Annotated in this window: 16 protein-coding genes and 1 pseudogene; 2 read left to right on the top strand and 15 right to left on the bottom strand. The window is 71.7% G+C overall.

The genetic code is table 11. The annotated features are described in order from the left end of the window. Nucleotides 1-293: 293 nt before the first annotated feature. The 11 genes from ADL05_RS20535 to ADL05_RS20485 all read right to left on the bottom strand — a co-directional run bounded on the left by ADL05_RS20535 (nt 294) and on the right by ADL05_RS20485 (nt 15725). Entirely contained in the window at nt 294-3470 is a 3177-nt protein-coding gene (locus ADL05_RS20535) for a ribonuclease E/G (protein WP_053618625.1), read from the bottom strand. 161 nt (nt 3471-3631) lie between these two features. Further along, on the bottom strand, nt 3632-4408 hold the full coding sequence (locus ADL05_RS20530) for a TIGR03936 family radical SAM-associated protein (RefSeq protein WP_053618624.1): 777 nt from the start codon (nt 4406-4408) through the stop codon (nt 3632-3634). A 714-nt stretch (nt 4409-5122) separates the two neighbouring features. Further along, nucleotides 5123-7060 carry a TIGR03960 family B12-binding radical SAM protein gene (locus ADL05_RS20525; protein ID WP_053618623.1) on the bottom strand — a complete coding sequence of 646 codons (1938 nt, stop codon included), beginning with the start codon at nt 7058-7060 and terminating at the stop codon, nt 5123-5125. Nucleotides 7061-7182: 122 nt separating this feature from the next. After that, complete coding sequence (rodA, locus tag ADL05_RS20520) at nt 7183-8361, bottom strand: rod shape-determining protein RodA (protein WP_053618622.1); 1179 nt, start codon at nt 8359-8361, stop codon at nt 7183-7185. A 3-nt stretch (nt 8362-8364) separates the two neighbouring features. After that, nucleotides 8365-10464 carry a penicillin-binding protein 2 gene (gene mrdA, locus ADL05_RS20515; RefSeq protein ID WP_053618657.1) on the bottom strand — a complete coding sequence of 700 codons (2100 nt, stop codon included), beginning with the start codon at nt 10462-10464 and terminating at the stop codon, nt 8365-8367. A 2-nt stretch (nt 10465-10466) separates the two neighbouring features. Then, nucleotides 10467-11027, bottom strand: coding sequence for a rod shape-determining protein MreD (mreD, locus tag ADL05_RS20510; RefSeq protein WP_053618621.1), 561 nt, complete (start codon nt 11025-11027; stop codon nt 10467-10469). Further along, nucleotides 11024-11923 carry a rod shape-determining protein MreC gene (gene mreC, locus ADL05_RS20505; RefSeq protein WP_053618620.1) on the bottom strand — a complete coding sequence of 300 codons (900 nt, stop codon included), beginning with the start codon at nt 11921-11923 and terminating at the stop codon, nt 11024-11026. Before mreC ends, mreD begins: the two co-directional genes overlap by 4 nt. A 1-nt stretch (nt 11924) precedes the next feature. Beyond that, the gene (locus ADL05_RS20500; protein ID WP_053618619.1) at nt 11925-12959 is read right to left on the bottom strand and encodes a rod shape-determining protein; all 1035 of its coding nucleotides are present in this window, start codon (nt 12957-12959) and stop codon (nt 11925-11927) included. A 435-nt stretch (nt 12960-13394) separates the two neighbouring features. Beyond that, nucleotides 13395-13802 carry a nucleoside-diphosphate kinase gene (gene ndk, locus ADL05_RS20495; RefSeq protein WP_053618618.1) on the bottom strand — a complete coding sequence of 136 codons (408 nt, stop codon included), beginning with the start codon at nt 13800-13802 and terminating at the stop codon, nt 13395-13397. Between the two features lie 180 nt (nt 13803-13982). Beyond that, the gene (locus tag ADL05_RS20490; RefSeq protein ID WP_053618617.1) at nt 13983-14336 is read right to left on the bottom strand and encodes a DUF4233 domain-containing protein; all 354 of its coding nucleotides are present in this window, start codon (nt 14334-14336) and stop codon (nt 13983-13985) included. A gap of 36 nt (nt 14337-14372) precedes the next feature. Then, the gene (locus ADL05_RS20485) at nt 14373-15725 is read right to left on the bottom strand and encodes a folylpolyglutamate synthase/dihydrofolate synthase family protein (protein WP_053618616.1); all 1353 of its coding nucleotides are present in this window, start codon (nt 15723-15725) and stop codon (nt 14373-14375) included. A gap of 110 nt (nt 15726-15835) precedes the next feature. On the opposite strand from ADL05_RS20485, the gene ADL05_RS20480 reads away from it, so the two are divergent. After that, nucleotides 15836-17095, top strand: coding sequence for a folylpolyglutamate synthase (locus tag ADL05_RS20480; protein WP_053618615.1), 1260 nt, complete (start codon nt 15836-15838; stop codon nt 17093-17095). A gap of 114 nt (nt 17096-17209) precedes the next feature. Here ADL05_RS20480 and ADL05_RS20475 read toward each other — a convergent pair whose 3' ends face one another. The 3 genes from ADL05_RS20475 to ADL05_RS20465 form a co-directional block, all read right to left on the bottom strand. After that, nucleotides 17210-18640 (bottom strand): LVIVD repeat-containing protein, encoded by a 1431-nt coding sequence (locus ADL05_RS20475; RefSeq protein WP_053618614.1) that lies wholly within the window; start codon nt 18638-18640, stop codon nt 17210-17212. A gap of 155 nt (nt 18641-18795) precedes the next feature. Continuing rightward, nucleotides 18796-20205, bottom strand: coding sequence for an LVIVD repeat-containing protein (locus ADL05_RS20470; protein WP_053618613.1), 1410 nt, complete (start codon nt 20203-20205; stop codon nt 18796-18798). A gap of 223 nt (nt 20206-20428) precedes the next feature. Next, complete coding sequence (locus ADL05_RS20465; protein ID WP_156365940.1) at nt 20429-21652, bottom strand: LVIVD repeat-containing protein; 1224 nt, start codon at nt 21650-21652, stop codon at nt 20429-20431. Between the two features lie 397 nt (nt 21653-22049). Between ADL05_RS20465 and ADL05_RS20460 the strand changes: the two genes are divergently transcribed. Continuing rightward, complete coding sequence (locus ADL05_RS20460; RefSeq protein WP_053618612.1) at nt 22050-22757, top strand: DUF305 domain-containing protein; 708 nt, start codon at nt 22050-22052, stop codon at nt 22755-22757. A gap of 557 nt (nt 22758-23314) precedes the next feature. Here the strand turns inward: ADL05_RS20460 and ADL05_RS30660 are convergent. After that, a pseudogene (locus tag ADL05_RS30660) lies at nt 23315-23453 on the bottom strand (ATP-dependent Clp protease ATP-binding subunit ClpX); the annotation flags it as partial.

Here is a 23453-nt window from a genome sequence, read left to right as displayed (position 1 = left end):
TTTCCGCGTTCACGGGGGTCCGAGGTCCGGCCGTGCCCGTACCAGGCATGGCCGGGAGGATCATCACCACCGAGGTGGAGTGAAGCCTCATTCCACGATCCACTGATCGCCTGTAGCGGGGCGCGGGGATCTGAGGGAAACAAACCCTGCGTGGAGAGCACTTCGGTCTCGGGGCGCGCGATCATGGCACGCCAACGCACCGTCCACCAGATTACCATCGCCCGGCCACGGACCGGCACGTGTGTCCGGGTCCGGACCAGAACGTGCCTGGTCCGGACCCGGTGTGATGCTCCCTAGGACGCGTCGACCGCGGTGGGCGGGGTCGAGGCGGCCTTGGTCCGACGGGTGCGGCGACGCTTGGGCCGCTCGGCGGCCTCCTCGTCCCCGCCCTCGGCCGCGGGGGCCTCGGCGACCGGTTCGGTGGCCGGGCCGCCGTTCGCGGCCTGCTCGCCCTCGCCGCCCTCGGCCGCCGTGTCCGCGGTACGGCGGGTGGTGCGCCGGGTGCGGGTCCGCTTGGCCGGGGCCTCCTCCTTGGCCGGAGCCTCGTCCGCGGCCTCGGCGGGGGCCTCGGCGGCCTCCGGCGCGGGCTCGGGGGCGGTCACCGCCTCGGTGCCCGCCTCCTCCACGGCCTCCGCGGGCCGCTCGGCCGCCGTGTCGGCGCCCTTGCGGGACCGGGAGGCGCGCTTGCGCGTCTTCTTGGCGGGCGCCGCCTGCTCGGCCTCGGCCGCCTGCTCGGCCTCGGCCGGCGCCGCACCGGTCCCGGACTGCTCCGGGCTCTCGGCCGCGGCCTCGGCTTCCGCCTTGGCCTCGGCCTTGGCCCGGCGCGAACCCCTGCCGGACTTCTCGGACCGGCCGGACTTCTCCTGCTTCGCGGCCGGCTCCGCCTGCTCGGCGGCCTCGGACTCGGCCGGCTCGGGCTTGTCGGCGGCCTTCTGCTCCGCCTCGGCCCTGCCCTTGTCGGCCTTGTTCTTCTTCTTGCGGCCGCCGTTGCCGTTCTTGCCCTCGTCCAGGTCCAGGACCAGGCCGCGGCCGTTGCAGTGGTCGCAGTTGTGGGAGAAGGCCTCCAGCAGGCCCTGGCCGACCCGCTTGCGGGTCATCTGGACCAGGCCCAGCGAGGTGACCTCCGCCACCTGGTGCTTGGTGCGGTCGCGGGAGAGGCACTCCAGCATCCGGCGCAGCACGAGGTCGCGGTTGGACTCCAGCACCATGTCGATGAAGTCGATGACGATGATGCCGCCGATGTCGCGCAGCCGGAGCTGGCGCACGATCTCCTCGGCCGCCTCCAGGTTGTTCTTGGTGACGGTCTCCTCGAGGTTGCCGCCCTGACCGGTGAACTTGCCGGTGTTGACGTCGACCACGGTCATGGCCTCGGTGCGGTCGATGATCAGCGACCCGCCGCTGGGCAGCCACACCTTGCGTTCGAGGGCCTTGTTGATCTGCTCGTCGATCCGGTACGCGGCGAAGACGTCGCGGTCCTCGTCCCAGTGGGAGAGGCGCTCGGCGAGGTTGGGCGCCACGTAGTCCACGTACTCGTGGACGGTGGTCCAGGCCTCCTCGCCGGACACGACCAGGCTGGAGAAGTCCTCGTTGAAGACGTCGCGCACGACCCGCACCGTCAGGTCCGGCTCGCTGTTGAGCAGCGACGGCGCGCTCGCCGACTTCGACTTGCGCTTGATGGAGTCCCACTGCTTGGCCAGGCGCGTGATGTCGCGCTCCAGCTCCTCCTCGCTGGCGCCCTCGGCGGCCGTGCGCACGATCACGCCGGCGCCGGAGGGCATCACCTTCTTGAGGATCTGCTTGAGGCGGGCGCGCTCCTTGTCGGGGAGCTTGCGGCTGATGCCCGTCATGGAGCCGCCGGGCACGTACACCAGGTAGCGGCCGGGCAGGCTGACCTGGCTGGTCAGGCGGGCGCCCTTGTGGCCGACCGGGTCCTTGGTGACCTGCACCAGGACCGACTGGCCGGACTTGAGCACGGACTCGATGCGCTTGGGCTGGCCGTCCAGGCCGAAGGAGTCCCAGTTGACCTCGCCGGCGTACAGGACCGCGTTGCGGCCCTTGCCGATGTCGACGAAGGCCGCCTCCATCGACGGCAGCACGTTCTGGACCCGGCCCAGGTAGACGTTGCCGACGTAGGAGCGGTGGGTGGCGCGGTCGACGTAGTGCTCGACGAGGACGTCGTCCTCCAGCACCGCGATCTGGGTGCGGTCGCCGTTGCGGCGGATGACCAGGTCGCGCTTGACCGCCTCGCGGCGGGCCAGGAACTCCGACTCGGTGACGATGGGGGCGCGGCGGCGGCCCTGCTCGCGGCCCTCGCGGCGGCGCTGCTTCTTGGCCTCCAGTCGCGTGGAGCCGCGGACCGCCTGGACCTCGTCCTCGATCGGCTTCTCCTGGCGCGGCTCGCGCACCTTGACCACGGTGTTCGGCGGGTCGTCGCTGGTGGCGTCGCCCCCCGTGCCGGCCCGGCGGCGCCGACGGCGCCGACGGCGGCTGCCCCGCTCGGAGTCGGACTCGCCCTCGAACCGCTCCTCCTCGCCCCCGGCCTCGGCCGCGGGTTCGGCGCTCTGCTGGTCCTGGTCCTTGGCCTTGGCCTTGGCCTTGCGCTCGACGCCGGAGGGTGCGGACTCGGGCGCCTCGTCCTCGCCCTCGTCGCCCCCGCGGGAGCGGCCGCGGCCACGGCCGCCGCGACGGCGGCGACGGCGGCTGGAGCGCTCCTCGGCGGCGGTGTCTCCGTTGTCGGTGCCCGCCTGCTCGGCACCGGTCTCCTCGGCCTCGTCCTCGTCCTCCTCCTCGGCCTCGTCCCGGACCGGCTCGACGGCGGGCGCGGTGCGGGAGGCGACGGGAGGCTGGAAGAGCATGCCGGGCGGCTGGAAGAGCGAGCCGCCACCGGTGTCGTCGGTGCGCTCGTCGTCGCGTTCGGCGGCGGGCTCCCCGGCACCGCGGCGCGCGGCGCGCGGCGCCTCGGTCTTCGGCTTCCCAGTCTTGGGCGCCTCGGTCTTGGGCGCTTCGGTCTTCGGCTCCTCGGGCCGGGTCTCCTCCGCGGCCCTGGCGCGCGTCCGGGAGCGGGCACGGGTCCGGGCGGGGCGCTCCTCGGCCTGCTCGGCCGCGGGCGCCTCCTCGGGCTCGGACTCCGCCGGACGGGCGGTCACCTGCGCGGGGGCCGGGGCCTCCTCCGGGCTGCCGGCCGGGCGCACGGTGCGCCGACGCGCGGCGGACGTGCTCACGGACGTCTTGACCGTGCCCACCTCACCGGAGCCCGCGAGTGTGGTGACGGGCTGGGCGGGGGCGGTGACGGCCGGGGCGTCGTCGGGTTCGGGGGGTGGGCCCGCGGCACGGCGAGCGCCCTTGGCGGACGCGCCGGTGGTCACGCGCACTCCGCCCTCCCCCTGGGGAGGCGTCGCCGCCGTTGTTCCGGTTGTTTCAGTTGTACCCGTGGTGCCTTCGGCACCGTCGTTGGGCTCGTGGTCGAGCATCCGGGCGGTCTCCCGTCAGAGTTCTCGGGCACGGCGCGACCTCTCGGTCGGCGGCACGGCTCACGAGAACTGTCGTCGCTGTGTCGGCGCCGGGGGCACGTGTGCGCCTCCGGGCCGAAGTCCTGTGGTTTCGCCCATGGTCCCCGCCTTGGGGCCGCCCATCAGTGCGGTCCCGTCATGGGCGATGACGGCCGTGGTGCGTTCTCGCTCCGCTCGTCAGCGTGGTTCGCCGCGGTCCCGGTGCTCATCACCTGAGCCATGGGCCGGTCCGCGGTGAGCGGGTCAGCGATCGCACCCGTGGTCTCGTCCAGTGGTCCCTGCGCCAGCCTGGTCATCATGGGAGATGACGGCGGCGCCAGGTCAGCCACGTGGCGGAGACCCGTCAGCACGTCGTCTGGCCGTACGGCAGGTGTCGTGTGCCGAACGACCAATCGAAGTATGGCATATGTCGCGGGTTGTTCCCCTGGGGCGCGCCCGTCGGCCGCGTCACCCACGTCGACGCGGACCACGGCCTGTCGCGTGTCGAATCTGCGACGGCCCTTCTTCGTCAGGCGTTCCACCTCGACGCTCTCGGCGGCCAGGAAGGCCGCCACCGCCTCGGCCGCTTCGTCGTGGCCGACGCCGGGGAGCTCCACCAGCCACTGCGAGGCCTGGAGGCGGTCGGCCAGTCCCGGCCCGCGCGCCTCGACGACCTCGATGATGTCGATACCGTCCGGCATGGCGGCGTCGATGTCGGTTCCGACCCGCTCGGGCGAGCGCCTCTCGGCCAGCGTCAGTTCCAGGTACTCCGCCTCGCTGGCGACTCCCGTGGGGGCCGCGCCGGTGTAGGAGACCTTCGGATGCGGCGAGAAGCCCGCGGAGAACGCCACCGGTACGTCCGCCCTGCGCAGGGCGCGTTCCAGCGCCCGGGCGATGTCACGGTGGCTGGCGAATCTCATGCGTCCGCGCTTGGCGTAGCGGACTCGGAGCCGTTGTCCGGGTCGGGCGGTGGAGGGTGAGGTGGTGCCCTCGGATGCGGGGGGCAGCTCAGCTCCTTTCCTCATGCCCCCTGTGAGCGGCCGGCGGAGCGACCTGAAGGGGCTGTTCCTCGTCGTGATCAGCGTACGGTGCGCTGCGGTGCGGATGCGCCAGCGGAACGGCGCTTACCGGTATCTCCCCCACTGACCTGCGATCGAAAAGTCCTTGAGGCGTCCGGACGGATCCCGCACGTGCCTCGACCACCAGAACGCGAGCGGCCCGGAAAAAAATCCGAAGAAAATCCTGAACCCATGGCAACCCCCCGCGAACCCCACGAGTCCTATTACACGTACGGCCCGGCGCGAGCGGGGCGCCGGGCCGTACCTTTCCTCCCCGGGCTCCCCACACAGGGTCGAGCGGGACCGGGTCGAGACACCCGGTGCGGAGCACCCGAGGCCGCGCATCCTACCGCCACCCCCGCGCACGGCGCCGAAGCGGTCCCCCTCCCCGGCACCGGACCCGACCGCGCACCGCCCTCACCCCGCCACCCCAGGCCAGAACCCCCGCGCCTCCTTCGCCGCAGACAACCGGGATGTGCGTTCCGTATCTTGGCGACAAGCGGGACCATGATCCCGCATCGGCTCCGGATGCTCGGGCGGGCCGACCCGCGTCCTCCCGGGCCGGCCCGGCGGGTGTCAGAGGACGGTCAGGGGCAGGCTCGGGCGGCCCTCGGCCGGGGCGTTGATCTGGATCTCGGTCCCCATGCTCGGGCACACCCCGCAGTCGTAGCAGGGGTTCCACCGGCAGTCGTCGACCTCCAGCGACTCCTCGCCGTGCAGCGAGTCCTGCCAGTCCTGCCACAGCCACGACCGGTCGAGCCCGGCGTCGAGGTGGTCCCAGGGCAGGACCTCGTCCTCGTCCCGGTCACGCGTGGTGTACCAGTCCAGGTCCACGGGCGTGCCGTCCAGGGCCGTCCGGGCGGCCTCGGCCCAGCGCTCGTAGGAGAAGTGTTCGCTCCAGCCGTCGAAGCGGCCTCCGGCCCGCCAGGCCTCCTCCACCACGCGGCCGACCCGGCGGTCGCCCCGGGAGAGCAGGCCCTCGATGATCGACGGCCGCCCCTCGTGGTAGCGCAGACCGATCGACTTGCCGTACTTGCGGTCCCCCCGCAGCCGGTCGCGGAGCTTGCGCAGCCGGGCGTCGACGTCCTCGTGCGAGGTCTGCCCCGCCCACTGGAACGGCGTCTGCGGCTTGGGCACGAAGCCGCCGATGGACACGGTGCACCGGATGTCCTTGCGCCCGGTCACCTCGCGGCCGGTCCGGATGACCTCGGTGGCCAGGTCGGCGATGGCCAGGACGTCCTCGTCCTCCTCGGTCGGCAGCCCGCACATGAAGTACAGCTTCACCTGGCGCCACCCCGCGGCGTAGGCCGCGGTGACGGTGCGGATGAGGTCCTCCTCGGTGACCATCTTGTTGATCACCCGCCGCATCCGCTCGCTGCCGCCCTCGGGCGCGAAGGTCAGCCCGGAGCGGCGCCCGTTGCGCGTCAGCTCGTTGGCCAGGTCGATGTTGAAGGCGTCCACGCGGGTGGAGGGCAGCGACAGGCCCGTGTTGGTGCCCTCGTAGCGGTCGGCGAGGCCCTTGGCGATGCCGCCGATCTCGCTGTGGTCGGCGCTGGAGAGCGAGAGCAGCCCCACCTCCTGGAACCCCGAGGCCTTCACGCCCTCCTCGACCATCCTGGTGACGGTCTCCTTGTTGCGCTCGCGCACCGGCCGCGTGATCATGCCCGCCTGGCAGAACCGGCAGCCGCGGGTGCACCCGCGGAAGATCTCCACGCTGTAGCGCTCGTGCACCGACTCGGCGGTGGGCACGATCGGCTTCTTCGGGTAGGGCCACTGGTCGAGGTCCATCACGGTGTGCTTCTGCACCACCGGGGGTACGCCCGGCCGGTTGGGCCGGTAGGCGGCGATCCGGCCGTCCTCGTGGTAGTCCACGTCGAAGAACCGGGGCACGTAGACGCCGCCGGTCGCGGCCAGTCGCAGCAGCAGCCCGTCGCGCCCGCCCGGCTCGCCCTCGTCCTTGAACTCGCGGATGATCTCGGTGATCGCGAGGGTGATCTCCTCGCCGTCGCCCAGCACGACCGCGTCCAGGAAGTCGGCGATCGGCTCGGGGTTGAACGCCGAGTGCCCGCCCGCCAGCACGACCGGGTGCTCGTCCGTGCGGTCGCCCGAGCGCAGCGGGATCCCCGCCAGGTCCAGCGCCGTGAGCATGTTCGTGTAGCCCATCTCGCTGGCGAAGCTCAGTCCGAGCACGTCGAAGGCGGCGAGCGGGCGGTGCGCGTCCACGGTGAAGTGCGGCACCCCGTGCTCGCGCATGAGCTTCTCCATGTCCGGCCACACGGCGTAGCAGCGTTCGGCCAGCACGCCCTCGCGCTCGTTGAGGACCTCGTACAGGATCTGGACGCCCTGGTTGGGCACACCGACCTCGTAGGCGTCCGGGTACATCAGCGCCCAGCGCACCTGCGCCGCGTCCCAGTCCTTCACGACGGAGTTCAGTTCGCCCCCGACGTACTGGATGGGCTTGCCCACCTGCGAGAGCAGCGGCTCCAGTCGCGGGAAGAGGCTTTCGACGGGCATGGTCTGCACCTTCGGTCGTCGGCGACACGGGTCCCATCAGGCTATTCGACTCCGCACCCGGGCGCGCGGAACCCGCGCACGATCCGCGGACCGCACGGGATCGCGGAGCCGGGCCGGAGACGCTACTCGAACCCGCGGTCCCGGGAGTTCACCCCGAGCACCAGGCCAAGCGCGAGCAGGTTGGCCACGATCGCCGTACCGCCGTAGGACACGAACGGCAGCGGCAGGCCGGTCACCGGCATGATGCCCAGTCCCATGCCGATGTTGATGAAGGCCTGGAAGGCGAACCACGCGGCCACGCCCACGCACAGCAGTCGCGGATAGGGCTGGTCGCAGCCCTGGGCGATGCGCAGGATCCGCCACACGATCAGGGTGAAGAGCACCAGGATCGTCCCGGCGCCCACGAAGCCCAGCTCCTCCCCCGCCACGGTGAAGATGAAGTCCGTGTGCTGCTCGGGCACGAACCGGCCGTGCGTCTGCTCGCCCTGGAAGAGCCCGGTGCCGTCGAACCCGCCCGACCCCACCGCGATCAGCGCCTGGGCGGAGTTGTACCCCGCCCCCTGCGGGTCCGCCGACGGGTCGATGAGGGTGGTGATCCGGTCGAGCTGGTAGGGCTCCAGCAGGTCGAACCACCACACGCAGAACCCGGCCGCCACGCCGCTGGCCAGCATGCCCGCCACCCACACCACGGGGGCGCCCGACAGGGTCAGCATCCCCAGGAAGATCGCGCCCAGGACCAGCCCCGTCCCCAGGTCGGGCTGGAGCATGACCAGCGCCAGCGGCGCCGCCAGCAGGGCCAGGCAGAAGAGCACGTCCCTGGTCATCGGCTTGGTCTCGCCGTCGCGCGGCTCCCCCAGCATCGACGCCAGCATCAGCACCAGCCCGACCTTGGCCAGTTCGCTGGGCTGGAACTGGAAGCCGCCGACGACGATCCAGCCCCGCGAACCGTTGATCACCGCGCCGAGCGGGGTGAGCACCAGCAGCAGGGCCACGACGGTGGCCAGGTAGACCAGGGGCGCGTAGGCCCGCACGGTCCGGTGGTCGACGGAGGCCACGGCCAGACAGAACGCCCAGGCCACCGCCGTGTGCAGCAGGTGGCGGCGCAGGTGGTCGGTCGAGGCCCACGGGCTCCCGCCGTCGCCGGGCAGGGTGGCCGACCACACCAGCAGCGAGCCGACCGCGCACAGCGCCGCCGTCGCGGTGATGAGCGTCCAGTCCAGCCGCCTGGCCCTGCCCGCGGCCCCGGTGGCGGTCCGGAGCAGTCCGGCGCCCCTGCTCGGGACCCCCATGTGTGTACTCATGCCCTACCGCTCCAACACGTCGATGGAACCGTCCGAGCGCACGACGGGCAGCTCGTCACGGGGTTCGCCGCCGGGCAGCGCCGGCTTCGACCCGCCGGAGAAGCCGTAGATGGCCTCGTAGATCTCGCGGGCGATGGGCGCGGCGGCCGCGCCGCCGGTGCCGCCCTGGTGCACGAACACCGCGATGGCGAACTGCGGGTCGTCGGCGGGCGCGTAGGACGCGAACCAGGCCGAGGTCTCCTTGTTCTGCTGGTCGGCACTGCCGGTCTTGCCCGCCACCGACACCCGGTCCTGCGGGAAGTCGCCGAAGGCGCCCCGGGCGGTGCCCTCCTTGGGTACGGCGGTGAGCGCCTTCTGCAGGTACCGCAGGGTCTCGTCGCTCACCGGGAGCTCCCCGGCCACGCTCGGCTCGATCTCCTGGACAGTGGAGCCGTCTGCGGCGACCAGGGCCCGGCCCACGCGGGGCTCGTAGAGCGTGCCGCCGTTGGCGATGGCCGCGTAGGCCCTGGCCAGCTGGAGCGGGCTGACCAGGACGTCGCCCTGGCCGATCGCGAAGTTGACCGCCTCGCCCGCACGCCACTCGAAGCCCTGCACGCAGTGTTCGTGGGCCAGGCGCTTGAGGTAGGAGGCGTGGCCGGGGTTGGTCTCTGCGACCTCCGGGTAGCCCTCCTCGGCGCGTCGGCAGTTGACCTCCCTGGTCTGCTCCCAGAAGGTGCGCTTCCACTCGCGGTCGGGGATGCGGCCCCCGCTCTCGAAGGGCAGGTCGATCCCGGTCGGGGAGCCGAACCCGTAGCCGCGCGCCATGTTCGCCATGGCCTCGTCGGGCTCGCCCTCGGGGTGGAGCCCGCCGTCCTGCTGCCACATCTGGTAGCCGAAGTTGTAGAAGATGGTGTTGCAGGAGACGACGATCGCCTGGTGCAGTGACAGCGACCCGTGTCCCCCGCCGGCGTAGTTCTGGTAGCTCTGACCGGCGAGGGTGACGGAGCCGGGGCACGCGTAGGTGCTGCGCAGCGAGTAGCCGTTCTCGGCCGCCGCCGACAGCGACGACACCTTGAACGTCGAGCCGGGCGGGTAGTGGCCCTGGTAGGCGCGGGAGACCAGCGGCTCGCCCGCCTCCTCGCTGAGCATCTCGTCGAAGGTCTCCTGGTCGATGCCGCCCCGCCACACGCTGGGATCGTAGGTGGGCAGGCTGGCCATCGCCACGACGCCGCCGTTGGTCACGTCCAGGACGACGGCCGCTCCGGAGTCGGCGTTGGGCTGGGCGGCGATGCCGTCGGCCAGCGCCTTCTCCGCGACCTTCTGCACCCCCAGGTCCAGATGGGTGACCAGGTGCATCCCCGCGACGGGCGGCTCGTCGGAGATGACGTCCATGACCTCGCCGTGGTTGTTCACTCCCAGCGTCCGCAGGCCCGGGGTGCCGCGCAGCTCGGTGTCGTAGACCCGCTCCAGGCCGTCGCGGCCCACCTGGTCCACACCGGTGAACCGCGTGCGCAGCTCCTCGCGGGCGTCCAGCTCCTCCTGGGTGACGGGCTGCAGGTAGCCGAGGATCTGGCCGGCGTGGGTGCCCTGCGGATACTCGCGGACGGCCTGCGCCTGGGCGGTGATGCCCGGGTAGTCGTCGGCGCTCTCCATGATCTGCAGTGCCACGGAGGGTTCGACGTCGTCGGCGAGCGTGACGGGCTGGTAGGGCGACCCGGGCCAGCACGGGCGCTGCACGGTGGGCCCGCACAGGCGCATGCGCTGACGCAGGTCCTCCACCGGCACGTCCAGGACCTCGGCGAGCCGGCCCAGGACCTCCTCACCTCCGTCGTCCATGCCCTGGAGCGCGTGGTAGTCGGCGGAGACGACGAGATCGGTCCGGTTGCTCACCAGCGGGCGGCCGGCGGAGTCGAGGATCTGGCCGCGGGTCGCGGGGACCACGAGGCGCTGGTGGTGGTTGGACACCGCCAGGTCGCGGTAGTGGTCGGCCATCGGCACCTGCAGGTACCACAGGCGCACGCCCAGGACGGCGAAGAGCAGCACGACGAACAGTTGGACGAGGATGAGCCCCACGCGGCCGAGTCTGCGGCCGGGCAGCGCCGGGTCGACGGGCGGACGGCGCACGGTCACCACCCCACCGGGGACGTCGGGCCCTGGACGGTGGCGAAGTCGCTGTCGGCCAGGGCGTCGCGCAGGCGGACCAGCGGCAGAGTCACCACGGGCGCCGCGAGCGCGGTGAGCAGTGTGCTCAGCCCGGTGTTGACGGCCACGGCGCCCAGGGCCACGCGCGGATCGCCCATGACGAAGCCGACCGCCGCGTAGCAGAGGCCGACGGCCAGCGCGGCCGAGGCGGTGGCGCCGACCACGGCCGGGAGTCCGGTGCGCAGCCCCACGGCGCCCTGGGCGCCGGTGTTGGTGCGCAGCAGGGCGGCGGTGTAGGCGACCAGGCACAGCACCAGGGCGTAGCGCCCGACGGCGTGCTCGGCGGGCGGCAGCAGGTCCATGGCCAGCCCGGCGGCGAACCCGTAGCCGGCCGCGGTCGCGGGCCTGGCGGTCAGGGCCACCGCGGCCACCGCCGCCACGACCAGGTCGGGGCCGGGGCCCCAGGGCAGCGGCAGGCGTTGGACGACGACGGCCTGGACCAGTACCGCGACCGTCACCAGTACGACGGTGGCTACGGCCCTCATTGGTCCTCCTCGGGGTCGGGTTCGGGCGGCAGGACGGAGTCGCGCGGGTCCTCGGCCGGTCCGGCGACGACCACTCCGACCACGTCCAGGGCCGCGAAGTCCACGGCGGGATCGATGCGCGCCAGGCGGCTGAGCGCGCCGGGCGAGACCTGCACGTCCCGGACCGTGCCGACCGGCACGCCCGGGACGAAGGGCGCGCCCTCGTGCGAGCCGAGCGTGACGACGCGGTCCCCGGACTCCACCGGCGCCTCCATGTCGAAGAGCTCGAACGCGAGCTCGGACTCGGCGCCGCCGGGCACGGACCCGCCGTTGACCACGCCGATCTTGCGGGTCTCGGCCAGTCGCGCGCCCACGGCCGAGGTGGCGTCCGTGGCGAGCAGGACCGTGCTAGTGCGCGGCCCCGCCTCCACCACGCGGCCGACGAGCCCGTCGCCGTTGACGACGGTCATGTCGGTGCGCACACCGGAGCCGGTGCCGACGTCGAGGGTGACCGCGTGGGCGTACCCCCGCGACGTCGTGCGGGTCACGGCCTGGGCCGGGACGATCTCGTAGCCGCCCAGCCCGGACAGGTGGAGCAGGTCCTCCAGCTGGGCGGCCCGGGCCTCGTCGAGCCGGGCGGCCTGGAGCTCGGACTCCAGTGCGGCGTTGGCCTCCTCCAGCTCGCCGACGCGCTCGACGGCCTCGGGCCCCCGGCGCAGTCCCTCGTAGAGCGAGGCCGCGGGTCCGCCCGCCCAGCCCGCCCCGGCCGCGGCGGGGGCGAAGACGAGTTCGCCCGCGGCGCGGCCGGCGGTGGTGAGCGGATCGGGTCCGGGCCGGGTGTCCAGGACGAGCAGGGCCACGCAGACCACGACCAGGACGAGCAGGACGAGCCGTGATCTCGTTGAGTCGCGGAACATGTCAGCGCCGCCGTTCCGGGACCAGCACCTGGTGCAGGCGCTCGTAGTTCTCCACGCAGGTGCCCGACCCGATCGCGACCGAGTCCAGGGCGTTCTCCGCCACGTGGATGGGCATGCCGGTCTCGTGCAGGAGCCGGTCGTCGAGGCCGCGCAGCAGGGCGCCGCCCCCGGTGACCGCGACGCCGCGGTCCATGATGTCGCCCGACAGCTCGGGCGGGCACTTGTCGAGGCTGGTGCGGACCGCGTCGATGATGGTCGTGACCGGTTCCTCGATGGCCTGTCGGACGTCGCTCTCCGACATCACGATGGTCTTGGGCAGGCCGCTGATGAGGTCCCGGCCGCGCACCTCGGCGTGGAGTTCCTCGGCGCCGGTCGGATAGGCCGATCCGATGGCCATCTTGAGCTCTTCTGCGGTGCGCTCCCCGATCATCAGGGAGTACTCCTTCTTGACGAAGGTCATGATGGCCTGGTCGAGTTCGTCGCCGCCGACCCGGATGGACTGCGAGGTGACGATCCCGCCCATGGAGATGACGGCGACCTCGGTCGTGCCGCCGCCGATGTCGACGACCATGTTGCCGGTGGGCTCGTGGACGGGGAGCCCGGCGCCGATCGCGGCGGCCATGGGCTCCTCGATGATGTACACGCGGCGGGCGCCCGCCTGGTAGCCCGCCTCCTTCACGGCGCGGTGCTCCACCGAGGTGATCCCGCTGGGCACGGCCACGATGACGCGCGGCTTGGCGAAGTGCCGCCTGCGGTGGATCTTCTGGATGAAGTAGCGCAGCATCCGCTCGGTGATCTCGAAGTCGGCGATCACACCGTCCTTGAGCGGTCGTACGGCGGTGATGTTGTGCGGCGTGCGGCCGATCATCTGTTTGGCCTCGATGCCGACCGCGACGATCTTGCCCGTGGACGTGTTGAGCGCGACGACCGAGGGCTCGTTCAGAACGATGCCGCGGCCGCGCACGTACACGAGCGTGTTGGCGGTGCCAAGGTCGACGGCCATGTCTCGGCCGAGAAAAGCAAGGTTGTTCGGCATGTAACGTCCTCAGAGGCGCCGTGACGGACGTGGTTGCACGGTGCGACCATACGTAGTCGATCCGGCACGATAGGTAAACAGTCCCCCGTATCGTAACGGTCGGCACCTAGGCGGCTACGCAAACACACCGAATTGTTGCCTCGATTTCGGACGACGCAGAGCGAGACGGCCAAATCGGTCATATCGTCGCACTGGGACACCAGAACGGCACTCGGAGTGACGATCCTAGTCGTGCGCGCCCGCGTTCCGCCACCGATTCGCCGCTGTCGGGAGCCGCCGGGAACTGCTGGGAGCCGCCGGATCGGCGCCGCCGCCCCCGCCGCACGACCGATACCGTGGGCGCCCGCTCCGGGCGCACCCCCGGTTCCGGACACGGGAACGCCCGGTCCGTGGCGCTCCACGAACCGGGCGGTGGCGCCGGTGCCGCCGGGCCGCTCAGGCCAGGTCGGGGAAGAACAGCTTGATCTCGCGCTCGGCGGAGTAGGTGGAGTCCGAACCGTGCACGATGTTCTGCTGCACCTCCAGGGCGAAGTCGCCGCGGATGGTGCCGGGAGCGGCGGTGACCGGGTCGGTGGCGCCGGCCAGGGCGCGGAAGGCCTCCACGGCGCGCTCGCCCTCGACGACCATGGCCACCAGCGGACCGCCGGTGATGAACTCGACCAGGGAGCCGAAGAACGGACGCTCGGCGTGCTCCTCGTAGTGCGTCCTGGCGGTGTCCGCGTCCAGCGTGCGCAGCTCCATCGCGACGAGGCGCAGGCCCTTGCGCTCGATGCGGGAGATCACCTCGCCCACGATGTTGCGGCGGACGCCGTCGGGCTTGATGAGAACGAGAGTGCGCTCCACGTGCGTGTCAACTCCTCAGGGGACGTCCGCGTGGCACGCGTGGGCGCTGCCCACGGCTCCGGCCGCACGCGGAGGTTCGGGTGAAAGAAGCGGGCGCCGGGCCCGCGGGAGGAACACCCCGCGGGCGGCCTGCCCGGATACGCGCCACACTACCGCTTCCGGGCCTGGCGCGTACCGCCCTCAGGCGTCGACGGTCTCGGCCTCGGCCTCCCTGTCCCGGGCGGCCTTCAGGGCGTCGGTGCGGCGCCCCACGATGACGCCGGTCACCCACAGGGACACGAAGACCACCGCGATGAGCAGCATCCCCGACACCTGGAAGGCGGAGAACAGGAAACCTGCCTGCAGGGCCCAGGCGGCGTAGTGCGCCCAGGTGTACTTCTGCAGGGCGGACAGGACGAGCACGGCCACGGCCATGCCGCCCCAGACACCCCCCGCCAGTGCCGGGTCGATGCCCTCGGTGTTGATGGCGACGGGTATGGCGAGTCCGAGGACGATCGCCTCGAAAGCGAGAACGACAGCGCAGACGACGCGCATGGCGCAGATCCCTTCGTCGGAGGAACGCCGTGTCCGCTACTCGCCCGCGCCGCGCAGCAGGTGGACGGCGTCACCGGCGGTGACGACCGACCCGGTGACGAGCACCCCGCTGCCGCCGAACTCTCCGGTCTCCTCCGCCAGGCCCACGGCCTGGTCGATGGCGTCGTCGAGTCGGGCGGCCGCGTGGACGCGGTCCTCACCGAAGATCTGCTGGGCGATGGCGGTCAGCCGCGCGGGGTCGAGGGAGCGCGGCGACGAGTTGCGGGTGACGACGATCTCGTCGAGTAGTGGTTCGAGGGGTTCGAGAATCCCCTCGACATCCTTGTCGGCCATGATGGCGACCACGCCGACCAGTCGGCTGAAGCCGAAGGCCTCCTCCACGGCGGCCGCGGTCGCGGTCATTCCGGCCGGGTTGTGTGCGGCGTCGGCGATCACGGTCGGGCTGGTGCGCACGACCTCCATCCGGCCGGGGGAGTCGACCCCGGCCAGGGCCTCACCGACGATCCGGGGATCCATCCCCTCGGCGTCCTCGCCCGTGGCGGCGAACGCCTCCACGGCGGCGATGGCGACGGCGGCGTTGCCGGCCTGATGGGCGCCGAAGAGGGGCAGGAACAGGTCTTCGTATCCTCCGGTGAGGCCCTTGACGGCGACCTGCTGGCCGCCGACGGCCACCTCACGGGAGGTGACGCCGAACTCCAGGCCTTCCCGGGCCACCCGCGCGCCGACCTCGGCGGCGTGGCGGATCAGGACCTCGGCCGCGGGCACCGGCTGCTGGGCGATGACCGCGATGGAGTCGGGCTTGATGATGCCGGCCTTCTCGTCGGCGATGCCGTCGAGTGTGTCCGGCAGGTACTCGGTGTGGTCGATACCGATCGGGGTCACCACGGCGACGTCTCCGTCGACGACGTTGGTGGCGTCCCATCGGCCGCCCATCCCCACCTCGACCACGGCGACGTCGACAGGGGTGTCGGCGAAGGCGGCGTAGGCCATGACGGTGAGGATCTCGAAGAACGACAGGCGTGTGTCGCTCATCGAGTCCGCCATGTCCACGTAGGGACTGATCTCGTCGTAGATCTCGACGAACCTGTCCTGGGAGACGGGTTCGCCGTCGACGACGATGCGCTCGCGCACGGTGCGCAGGTGCGGGCTGGTGTAGCGGCCCACGCGCAGGCCTCGTGCGCGCATGAGCGCGTCGATCATGCGGGCTGTGGATGTCTTGCCGTTGGTGCCGGTGACGTGGATGACCCGGAAGCCGCGCTGCGGGTCGCCCAGAAGGTCCAGGAGAGTGCGGACCCGGTCGAGAGTCGGGTCGATCTCGGACTCGGGAGCACGGGAGAGGATCTGCGCCGTCACCTCGGCGTAGCGCTCATCGGCGCCGGCGCCGCTCACGGCGTGTCGGTCGTAGGGGTGTACACCCGCGCCAGTGTACGCGCCCCGACCTGCGCCCGGGCTCCGAGCCGGGGTGCGACGGCGGAAATCACGGAGACCATACTTGGAGCATGCGATTCCTTGACCCGTTCTTCTCCGAGTGGGCGGACCGGCGCCCCGGCCAGACCCGCAGCCTGGACCGCGCCGCCGCCCTCATGCGCGTCCTCGACCTGGATCCGGACGCCCTGCCGGTCCTGGGCGTGGTCGGCTCCAAGGGCAAGGGCAGCACCGCGACCTGCGCCGCCGCGGTGCTGGGCGCCGCCGGGCTGCGGACCGTCCTGGCCACCGGGCCGAGCTTCCGGTCCTACCGCGAGCGCGTGCGGGTGGACGGCACGTCGGTGACCGACGAGGAGATGGACGCGCTGGGCGAGCGGATCGACGCCGCCCGCCGGCGCCTGCCGTCGGTGCGCGAGACCGGCGGCCACCTGGCTCCGAGCGGACTGTTCCTGATCGCCGCGCTGCTGCGCGCCCGCGACGTGGGCGCCGACGTGTGCGTCCTGGAGGCGGGGGCGGGCGGGCACCGCGACGAGCTCCGCCTCATCGGGCCGGACGTGGTGGCGATGAGCACGGTCTTCGGCGAGCACCTGGGGGTGCTGGGCGACACCGTTCCGGAGATCGCGCGCGAGAAGGCCCGTGTGGCCGGTCCGCGCACGCGGGCCCTGGTGACGCTCCCGCAGACCGGGGAGGTGGCCGAGGCGATGGCGCAGGCGCTGGCCCAGGCCACCGACGGGCGCGTGGTCGCCGAGACCGCGGACCCGGCCGTTCCCGGCACCGAGCCGCCGCCCGAGCTGCGCCCGCCCGGCCTGTCGGCGGCCTCGGGGGTCCTGGGGACGGCGGCGGCCCTGCGCGCGCTGGACGTCCTGGGCCGGCCCCGCCCCTCCGCCGAGCGCCTGCACGAGGTGCTGGGCACCGTGCGCCTGCCGGCCCGGCTGTCCCGCCACGGCGTGCCCGGGAGCCCGTCGGCGGAGGTCGTGGTGGACTCGGCGATCAACGGCACCGGGGTCGCGGCGGCGCTGGACCACGCCCGCGGGGTGTGGGGCGGGGTGGACCACGTCCTGCTGTGCCTGCCCGACCACAAGGACGTCTCCGGGGTCGTGGAGTCGCTGGGCGACCTGCCGGTGACGACCGTCGTCCTGCCGGAGGCCCACCTGAGGTTCGAGCGGGCCCTGCCCGGCCACTGGCGGACCATCGCGGCCGAGGACCTGTCCCCCGCCCTCCTGGCAGGGTTGGGGGACCGGGTGCTGGCGCTGGGCACGGTGTACTTCACCGGCCGCGTCCTGGAGGCCGTCCGGGCCCCGACCGACCGGCTCTTCGACACCGTCCGGAGCTGAGGCCGCGGGCACGGCCGCCACGGCGGTCGGCCGCGACCGGCCGGAACGGCGAAGGGGCCCGGGGGCGTGTGCCCCCGGACCCCCGTGCCCCTCCACGGGGCCGGTCGTCAGGCGCTAGTCGCGGCCGTGGCCTCGTCCGGGACGGTAGCCCGGCTGGGACTGCGGGTTGAACTCGTCCATGTGGACCTGTTCGGCCGCGCGCAGGCGCGGGTCGTCCAGGCGGAGCACGTCGATGCCCCGCTCGATGTCGGAGGAGAACACGTAGCCGTTGTAGTAGTAGGTCGACCAGGTGTCGTTGTCACGCACACCCTCCTCGACACGGGAGTCCATGTCGAAGTAGCCGATCTCCTTCGGGTCGGTCGGGTCGTTGAAGTCGATCACCGACACGCCGCCCTGGTACCAGGACTGCACGAAGTAGTCGCGGCCGGGGACCGGGATCAGCGAGCCGTTGTGCGCCACGCAGATCTGGTCGCCCTGGTGGCGCTCGATCTTGAAGTAGCTGGCGAAGTCCAGCTCCGGCTCCGCGTCGGTGCCGCCGATCTCGTAGATCGCGTCGGCGCCGCGCTCGGGGCCGATCTCCTCGGTGCAGGTGGGGGCGCCACCGCCGCCGAGCTCGTCGGTGAACATGACCGTCTCGGCGTTGTTGGTGAAGGTCGCCGAGTGCCAGAACGCGAAGTTCGGGTCCTGGATCCGCTCGGTGACGACCGGGTTCACCGGGTCGGAGATGTCCATGAGGACGCCGTCGCCCATGCAGGCGCCGGCCGCGATGTCCTTCTCCGCGAACACGGTGATGTCGTGGCAGCCCTGCGTCGGCAGGAGCAGGTTGTCCTGGTCGTGGTTGCCGCCGTCCGGGAACAGGACCGGCTCGTTGACGACCGCCGCGTCCTCCGGTGCGTCGTGCGGCACCTCGATGATCGAGATGCTGTCGTGCGGCGGCTGGCAGTTCGGGAAGCTCTCCCTGGGCGAGTAGGACGACACGTAGAGCAGGTCGCTCTCGCCGTCCTTGCTCGGGACGAGCGTGTTGGTGTGCGAACCGCAGTCGGTGCGCACCGCGGACACGTACTCCGGAGCCGCCTTGTCGGAGATGTCGAAGACCCGGATGCCCTCGAACCCGTCCGGGTCCGAGGTGGGCACGGCCGGCGCGCCGCAGTCCTCGTTGGCGCGCGCGTAGTCGACGGAGAAGTAGAGCAGGTCGCCGCTGACCGACACGTCGCCCTGACCGCCGGGGCAGACCACCTCGGAGACGATCTCGGGCCGCTCCGGCTCGGAGATGTCGTAGATGACGAAGCCGTCGTAGTTGCCGCCGATGGCGTAGTCACCCGAGAACGCGAGGTCCGAGTTGACGCTGCTCACGGCTTCGGGCTTGGGCACGTTGGTCACGTGGGTGACGTTGTCGCTGGAGATGTCGTCCGCGGGCGGGACCGTGTCGGCGGACGCGACGCCCGGACCGAGCAGTCCGACCGCCAGCGTGGCCGCCGCCGCGAGGGCCACGGCGGTCGATCGCCGCGGCCTTCCGCGTGCCGCGCGGGAGGGTGAAGGGGGCATGGGCACTCCTGTGTGCGTTGGGGGTGGTGAACGCATCGGGGCCACGGCGTGGTCAGGGCCGTGGCCCCCTCCCTCCTCCCGGCGCGCGGCCGGGCGGATCAGAGTCGGATGCCCCGGCCGCCGCGGGGGTGCGCGGCGGCCGGGGCGTGCGCCGGTCAGCCGCGACCGTGGCCCCGCCCGGGCCGGTAGCCGGGCTGGGACTGCGGGTTGAACTCGTCCATGTGGACCTGTTCGGCCACGCGCATGCGCGGGTCCTCCAGGCGCAGGACGTCCAGGCCGCGGGTGATGTCGGAGGAGTAGACGTAGCCGTTGTAGTAGTAGGCCGACCAGGAGCCGCCCAGGACGAGGGAGTCCTCATCGATGGGGTCGCGGTCGAAGTGGCCGATCTCCCTCGGGTCGGTGGAGTCGTTGAAGTCGATCACCGACACGCCGCCCTGGTACCAGGACTGCACGAAGAAGTTGCGGCCGGGGACCGGGATCAGCGAGCCGTTGTGCGCCACGCAGTTCTCGGTCTCGGACTGCAGGCGCGGGATCTTGAAGTAGCCCTCGAAGGCCAGCTCGGGCTCCGCGTCGCTGCCGCCGATCCCGTAGATCGCGTCGGCGCCGCGCTCGGTGCCGTACTCGTCGGTGCAGATGGCGCCGCCACCGCCGCCGAGCTCGTCGGTGAACATGACCGTGTCGGCGTTGTTGGTGAAGGTCGCCGAGTGCCAGAACGCGAAGTTCGGGTCGCGGACGACGTCGGTGACCACGGGGTGCGCCGGGTCGGAGATGTCCATCAGGATGCCGTCGCCCATGCAGGCGCCGGCCGCGATGCCCTTCTCCGGGTAGGCCGTGATGTCGTGGCAGCCGGCCGTGCCGCTGTTGCCGCCGTCCGGGAAGAGCACCGGCTCCTCCACGACCGCCGCCGAGGCCGGGTCGTCCACGGGGATCTCGATGACCGAGATCTTGTCGTGCGGCGGCTGGCAGTTCGGGAAGTTCGACGAGGGCGAGTAGGAGGACACGTAGACGTAGTCGTACTCGCCGTCCTCGCTCGGGACGAGCGTGTTGGTGTGCGAACCGCAGTCGGTGCGCACCGCCGTCACGTACTCCGGAGCCGCCTTGTCGGAGATGTCGAACACGCGGATGCCCTCGAACCCGTCCGGGTCCGAGGTGGGCACGGCCGGCGCTCCGCAGTCCTCGTTGGCGCGCGCGTAGTCGACCGAGAAGTAGAGCAGGTCGCCGCTGACCGACACGTCGCCCTGACCGCCGGGGCACAGGACCTCGGAGACGATCTCGGGCCGCTCCGGCTCGGAGATGTCGTAGATGACGAAGCCGTTGTAGTTGCCGCCGATGGCGTAGTCGCCCGAGAAGGCGAGGTCGGAGTTGAAGCCGCTGCCCATCACCTCGGTCTTGGGGATGTTGGCGACGTGCGTGACGTTGTCACTGGTCTCCGCGTCGCTCACGAAGTCGTCGGCGGCGGCCGCCGAGGGGGCCAGGAGGCCGACGAGGAGGGCCGCGGCGCCGGTGAGGGCGACCGCGGCTCCACGCCTCCGTCGGGCCCGGGGGGAGGTGGGGGATGACGCCATGTGTACTCCTGATGCAGTTTGGAGCGAAGCAGGAAGAACGTACACAATTCAACATCAATATGTATAGGGGGAGACGAAAGAAACATGACAGTTAACATCCTGCCGCCCTGACCTGATCCGACTACACACAGTGCCTAGGGCGGCGGGCCCCGGCCCCCGCGAACGGGGCCGCGCGGGCCACCACGGGCCCGCCGGGCGGCCCGCGCGCCGCTCCGCCGCGGCGTCACCGTTCCGGTGGCAGGACGGGCTGCGACTGCGGGTTGAACTCCGTCATGACGACCGACTCGGCCCCCTCCAGCCGGGGGTCGGTGAGCCTGAGCACGTCGAGGCCGTGTCGGATGTCCGATGAATAGACGTGGCCGTTGTAGTAGTACGCCGACCACGACCCGGCCGTGGCCAGACGCGCGGGATCCCAGGGGCCGCGGTCGAAGTGGCCGATCTCCCGGGGAGCGGCGGGATCGCCCAGGTCGATGACGGAGACTCCGCCCTGGTACCAGGACTGTACGAAGTAGTCATGGCCGGGAACGGGGATCAGCGAGCCATTGTGGGCCACACAGTTCTCCGTTTCGGTCTGGTGACGCGGCAGTTTGTAGTAGCTCCGGAAGTCGAGTTTCGGGTCCTCGCCGTGGTCGAGCGCGTACACCGCGTCGGCGCCGCGTTCGGGCCCGATCTCCGCCGAACAGGTCGCCGCCCCGCCGCCGCCGAGTTCGTCGGTGAAGACCACGTGCCGGGCGTCGTTGGTGAACGTGGCCGAGTGCCAGAACACGAAGTTGGCGTCCCACACCCGCTCGACCACCACGGGCGCCAGGGGGTCGGTGATGTCCAGCAGCAGGCCGTCGCCCAGACAGGCCGCGGCGGCCACGCCGCGTTCCGGATAGGCGGTGATGTCGTGGCAGCCCGTGGTGCTCGCCTCTCCCCCGTCGGGGAAGAGCACGGGCTCGTCGACCACGGCGGCCTCCTCCGGGGTGTCGTGCGCGACCTCGATGACCGCGATCCTGTCGTGCGGCGGCCGGCAGTTCGGGAACCGCTCCGAGGGCGAGTACGAGGACACGTAGACCACGTCGCTCTCACCGTCCGCGCCCGGAACGAGCGTGTTGGTGTGCGAACCGCAGTCGGTGCGCACCGCCGCCACGTACTCGGGCGCCGCCTTGTCCGAGATGTCGAAGATCCGGACGCCCTCGAACCCGTCCGGATCGGAGGGCGACACCGCCGGCGCGCCGCACTCGTCGCTCGCCCGCGGGTAGTCCACGGAGAAGTACAGCAGGTCGCCGCTCACGGACACGTCGCCCTGACCGCCGGGACAGACCACCTCGGAGACGATCTCGGGCCGCTCCGGCTCGGAGACGTCGTAGACGACGAAGCCGCCGTAGTTGCCGCCGATCACGTGGTCGCCCGTGAACGCGAGGTCGGAGTTGAACGTGTCGGTGAGCGCCTCGGGCTTGGGCATGTTCGCCACGTGCTCCACACCGCTCCCGGTGACGTCCCCGGCCCACACCGGCGGCGCCCCCACACCCCCCGCCGCGAGGCACAGGACCGCACCGGCGACACCCCAGCGCCCACACCGCCCGTCGAGCGCCACCATCGCCCACCTCCGCCAATAACCCTGTGCCATCATCTGTACACAATTGGTTATTACCCTCGCGGACCAGGCGAAACTCCAACACCGGACATCCCAGGCGTATCGCCCACGGGCCCGGCGAGTCACGAACGGGTGAACGAATCAGCGCCAACACGCACCCAGGGCTGGACAAAGCACCCACCGAGTGAGTAGAAAACCCGCAGGGTGTCGCGTCCACTCGGCACCGCGGACCCCCGTCCGGCCACCCCCACCCTGGAGGACATTCGTGCGACGCCTGGCACTCGCGGCCGGAACCGCTCTCGTACTGCTCGGAGCCTCGGCCTGCACCGGCGACGGGGAACCGGTGTCGGGCAACGTCATCGCACCCGGCGCCCCGGGCGAGTCCGCCTCCCCCGCCACCGCCGACCAGATCGCCGCCCTCGCCGAGGAGCAGGGCCACAACGAGGCCGACGTGTTCTACCTGGTGAACATGATCGAGCACCACCGGCAGGCGCTGGAGATGACCGACCTGGTCGAGGAGCGCTACGAGCGCGACGGGATCGAGCGCATCGCTGACCGCATCTCCGCCGCGCAGGGCCCCGAGATCACCGCCATGGAGAGCTGGCTGGAGGAGAACATCTTCGGCCCGGCCAGGGAGAACGAGGCCCACCAGAACTTCTGCGGACTGGAGGGCGACGGCTCCCACCACGACGAGAGCGGTGAGGTCCCGACCTGCCAGCTGGAGGTCGACCACGACGACATGCCCGGCATGGCCACCGAGGAGGAGCTGGACGACCTGGCCGCCGCCGAGGGCGACGACTTCGACCAGCTCTTCGTGGAGCTCATGACGACCCACCACGAGGGCGCCGTCACCATGGCGGAGGAGGTCCTCGAAGAGGGCAAGGACCACACGGTGCTGCGGATGGCCAACGACGTCATCGCCGAGCAGAACGCCGACATCAACCGCATGGCCGAGGTCCTCGAAGAGGAGTAGCGGCCACGCGGAAGGCCCATGGCCTCGCTCTCGCGGACAGCCATGGGCCGATCCCTACCTCACCCGCGCGACCCAGGGCATCGCACCTGCCCTCACCCCGGGAGGTCCGCCCGGAACAGCCAACCCACCTCTCCCCCACTTACGGTGTGGACAGCCACGGGACCCGGGGTGGAAGGCGTCCCCTGGAGGTCGGCTCAGAGCGCGCCAGTATTCTGCGGCCCGAGGAGGAAGGAAGCCAGAGAGGCTGCGCCGCAGCCGACCGTCGAGGGTGATGACGGGCGACGGTACCGGCGCGAGCGCCGGGCCGATCAGGCCAGCCTGCACCCCAGGAGGTTGGAGCTGCACGAAAACGACCTACCTCAGTCCCAGGGGGTGAGAGGTAGGCCGTTGCGCATAGGGGGCCACAGGGGGTTTGGTCGGGCCAAAGCGAGGCACGAGCGGAGGCCCAAAGAAAGCACGCAGCGTAGGGCGCGCCGGTGCCTGCAGGAGGAGTCTCTGCCGCCAGCGAGCCTGCGAGCCAGGCAGTAGCGACGACGAAGGCCCCGGCGTGAAGCGCCCTACGCGGACCGCTCCTGGTGCTCCTCATCCAGCTGGGCACGCGGCACGATCGTGGGGTTCACGTTGTCGATCACCGTCTCCCGCGTAATGATCACCTGACCCACATCCTCACGCGAAGGCACCTCATACATCACCGAC

Origin of the sequence: Nocardiopsis sp. NRRL B-16309, assembly GCF_001279585.1 — a bacterium.
Classification (GTDB): domain Bacteria; phylum Actinomycetota; class Actinomycetes; order Streptosporangiales; family Streptosporangiaceae; genus Nocardiopsis.
This window is presented reverse-complemented; position numbering and strand designations above follow the sequence as displayed.

Coding starts and splice junctions, on each gene's coding strand:
- ADL05_RS20535 (WP_053618625.1), bottom strand. CDS start 3,470: ATGCTCGACCACGAGCCCAACGACGGTGCCGAAGGCACCACGGGTACA.
- ADL05_RS20530 (WP_053618624.1), bottom strand. CDS start 4,408: ATGAGATTCGCCAGCCACCGTGACATCGCCCGGGCGCTGGAACGCGCC.
- ADL05_RS20525 (WP_053618623.1), bottom strand. CDS start 7,060: ATGCCCGTCGAAAGCCTCTTCCCGCGACTGGAGCCGCTGCTCTCGCAG.
- rodA (WP_053618622.1), bottom strand. CDS start 8,361: ATGAGTACACACATGGGGGTCCCGAGCAGGGGCGCCGGACTGCTCCGG.
- mreD (WP_053618621.1), bottom strand. CDS start 11,027: ATGAGGGCCGTAGCCACCGTCGTACTGGTGACGGTCGCGGTACTGGTC.
- mreC (WP_053618620.1), bottom strand. CDS start 11,923: ATGTTCCGCGACTCAACGAGATCACGGCTCGTCCTGCTCGTCCTGGTC.
- ADL05_RS20500 (WP_053618619.1), bottom strand. CDS start 12,959: ATGCCGAACAACCTTGCTTTTCTCGGCCGAGACATGGCCGTCGACCTT.
- ADL05_RS20490 (WP_053618617.1), bottom strand. CDS start 14,336: ATGCGCGTCGTCTGCGCTGTCGTTCTCGCTTTCGAGGCGATCGTCCTC.
- ADL05_RS20480 (WP_053618615.1), top strand. CDS start 15,836: ATGCGATTCCTTGACCCGTTCTTCTCCGAGTGGGCGGACCGGCGCCCC.
- ADL05_RS20475 (WP_053618614.1), bottom strand. CDS start 18,640: ATGCCCCCTTCACCCTCCCGCGCGGCACGCGGAAGGCCGCGGCGATCG.
- ADL05_RS20470 (WP_053618613.1), bottom strand. CDS start 20,205: ATGGCGTCATCCCCCACCTCCCCCCGGGCCCGACGGAGGCGTGGAGCC.
- ADL05_RS20465 (WP_156365940.1), bottom strand. CDS start 21,652: ATGCCCAAGCCCGAGGCGCTCACCGACACGTTCAACTCCGACCTCGCG.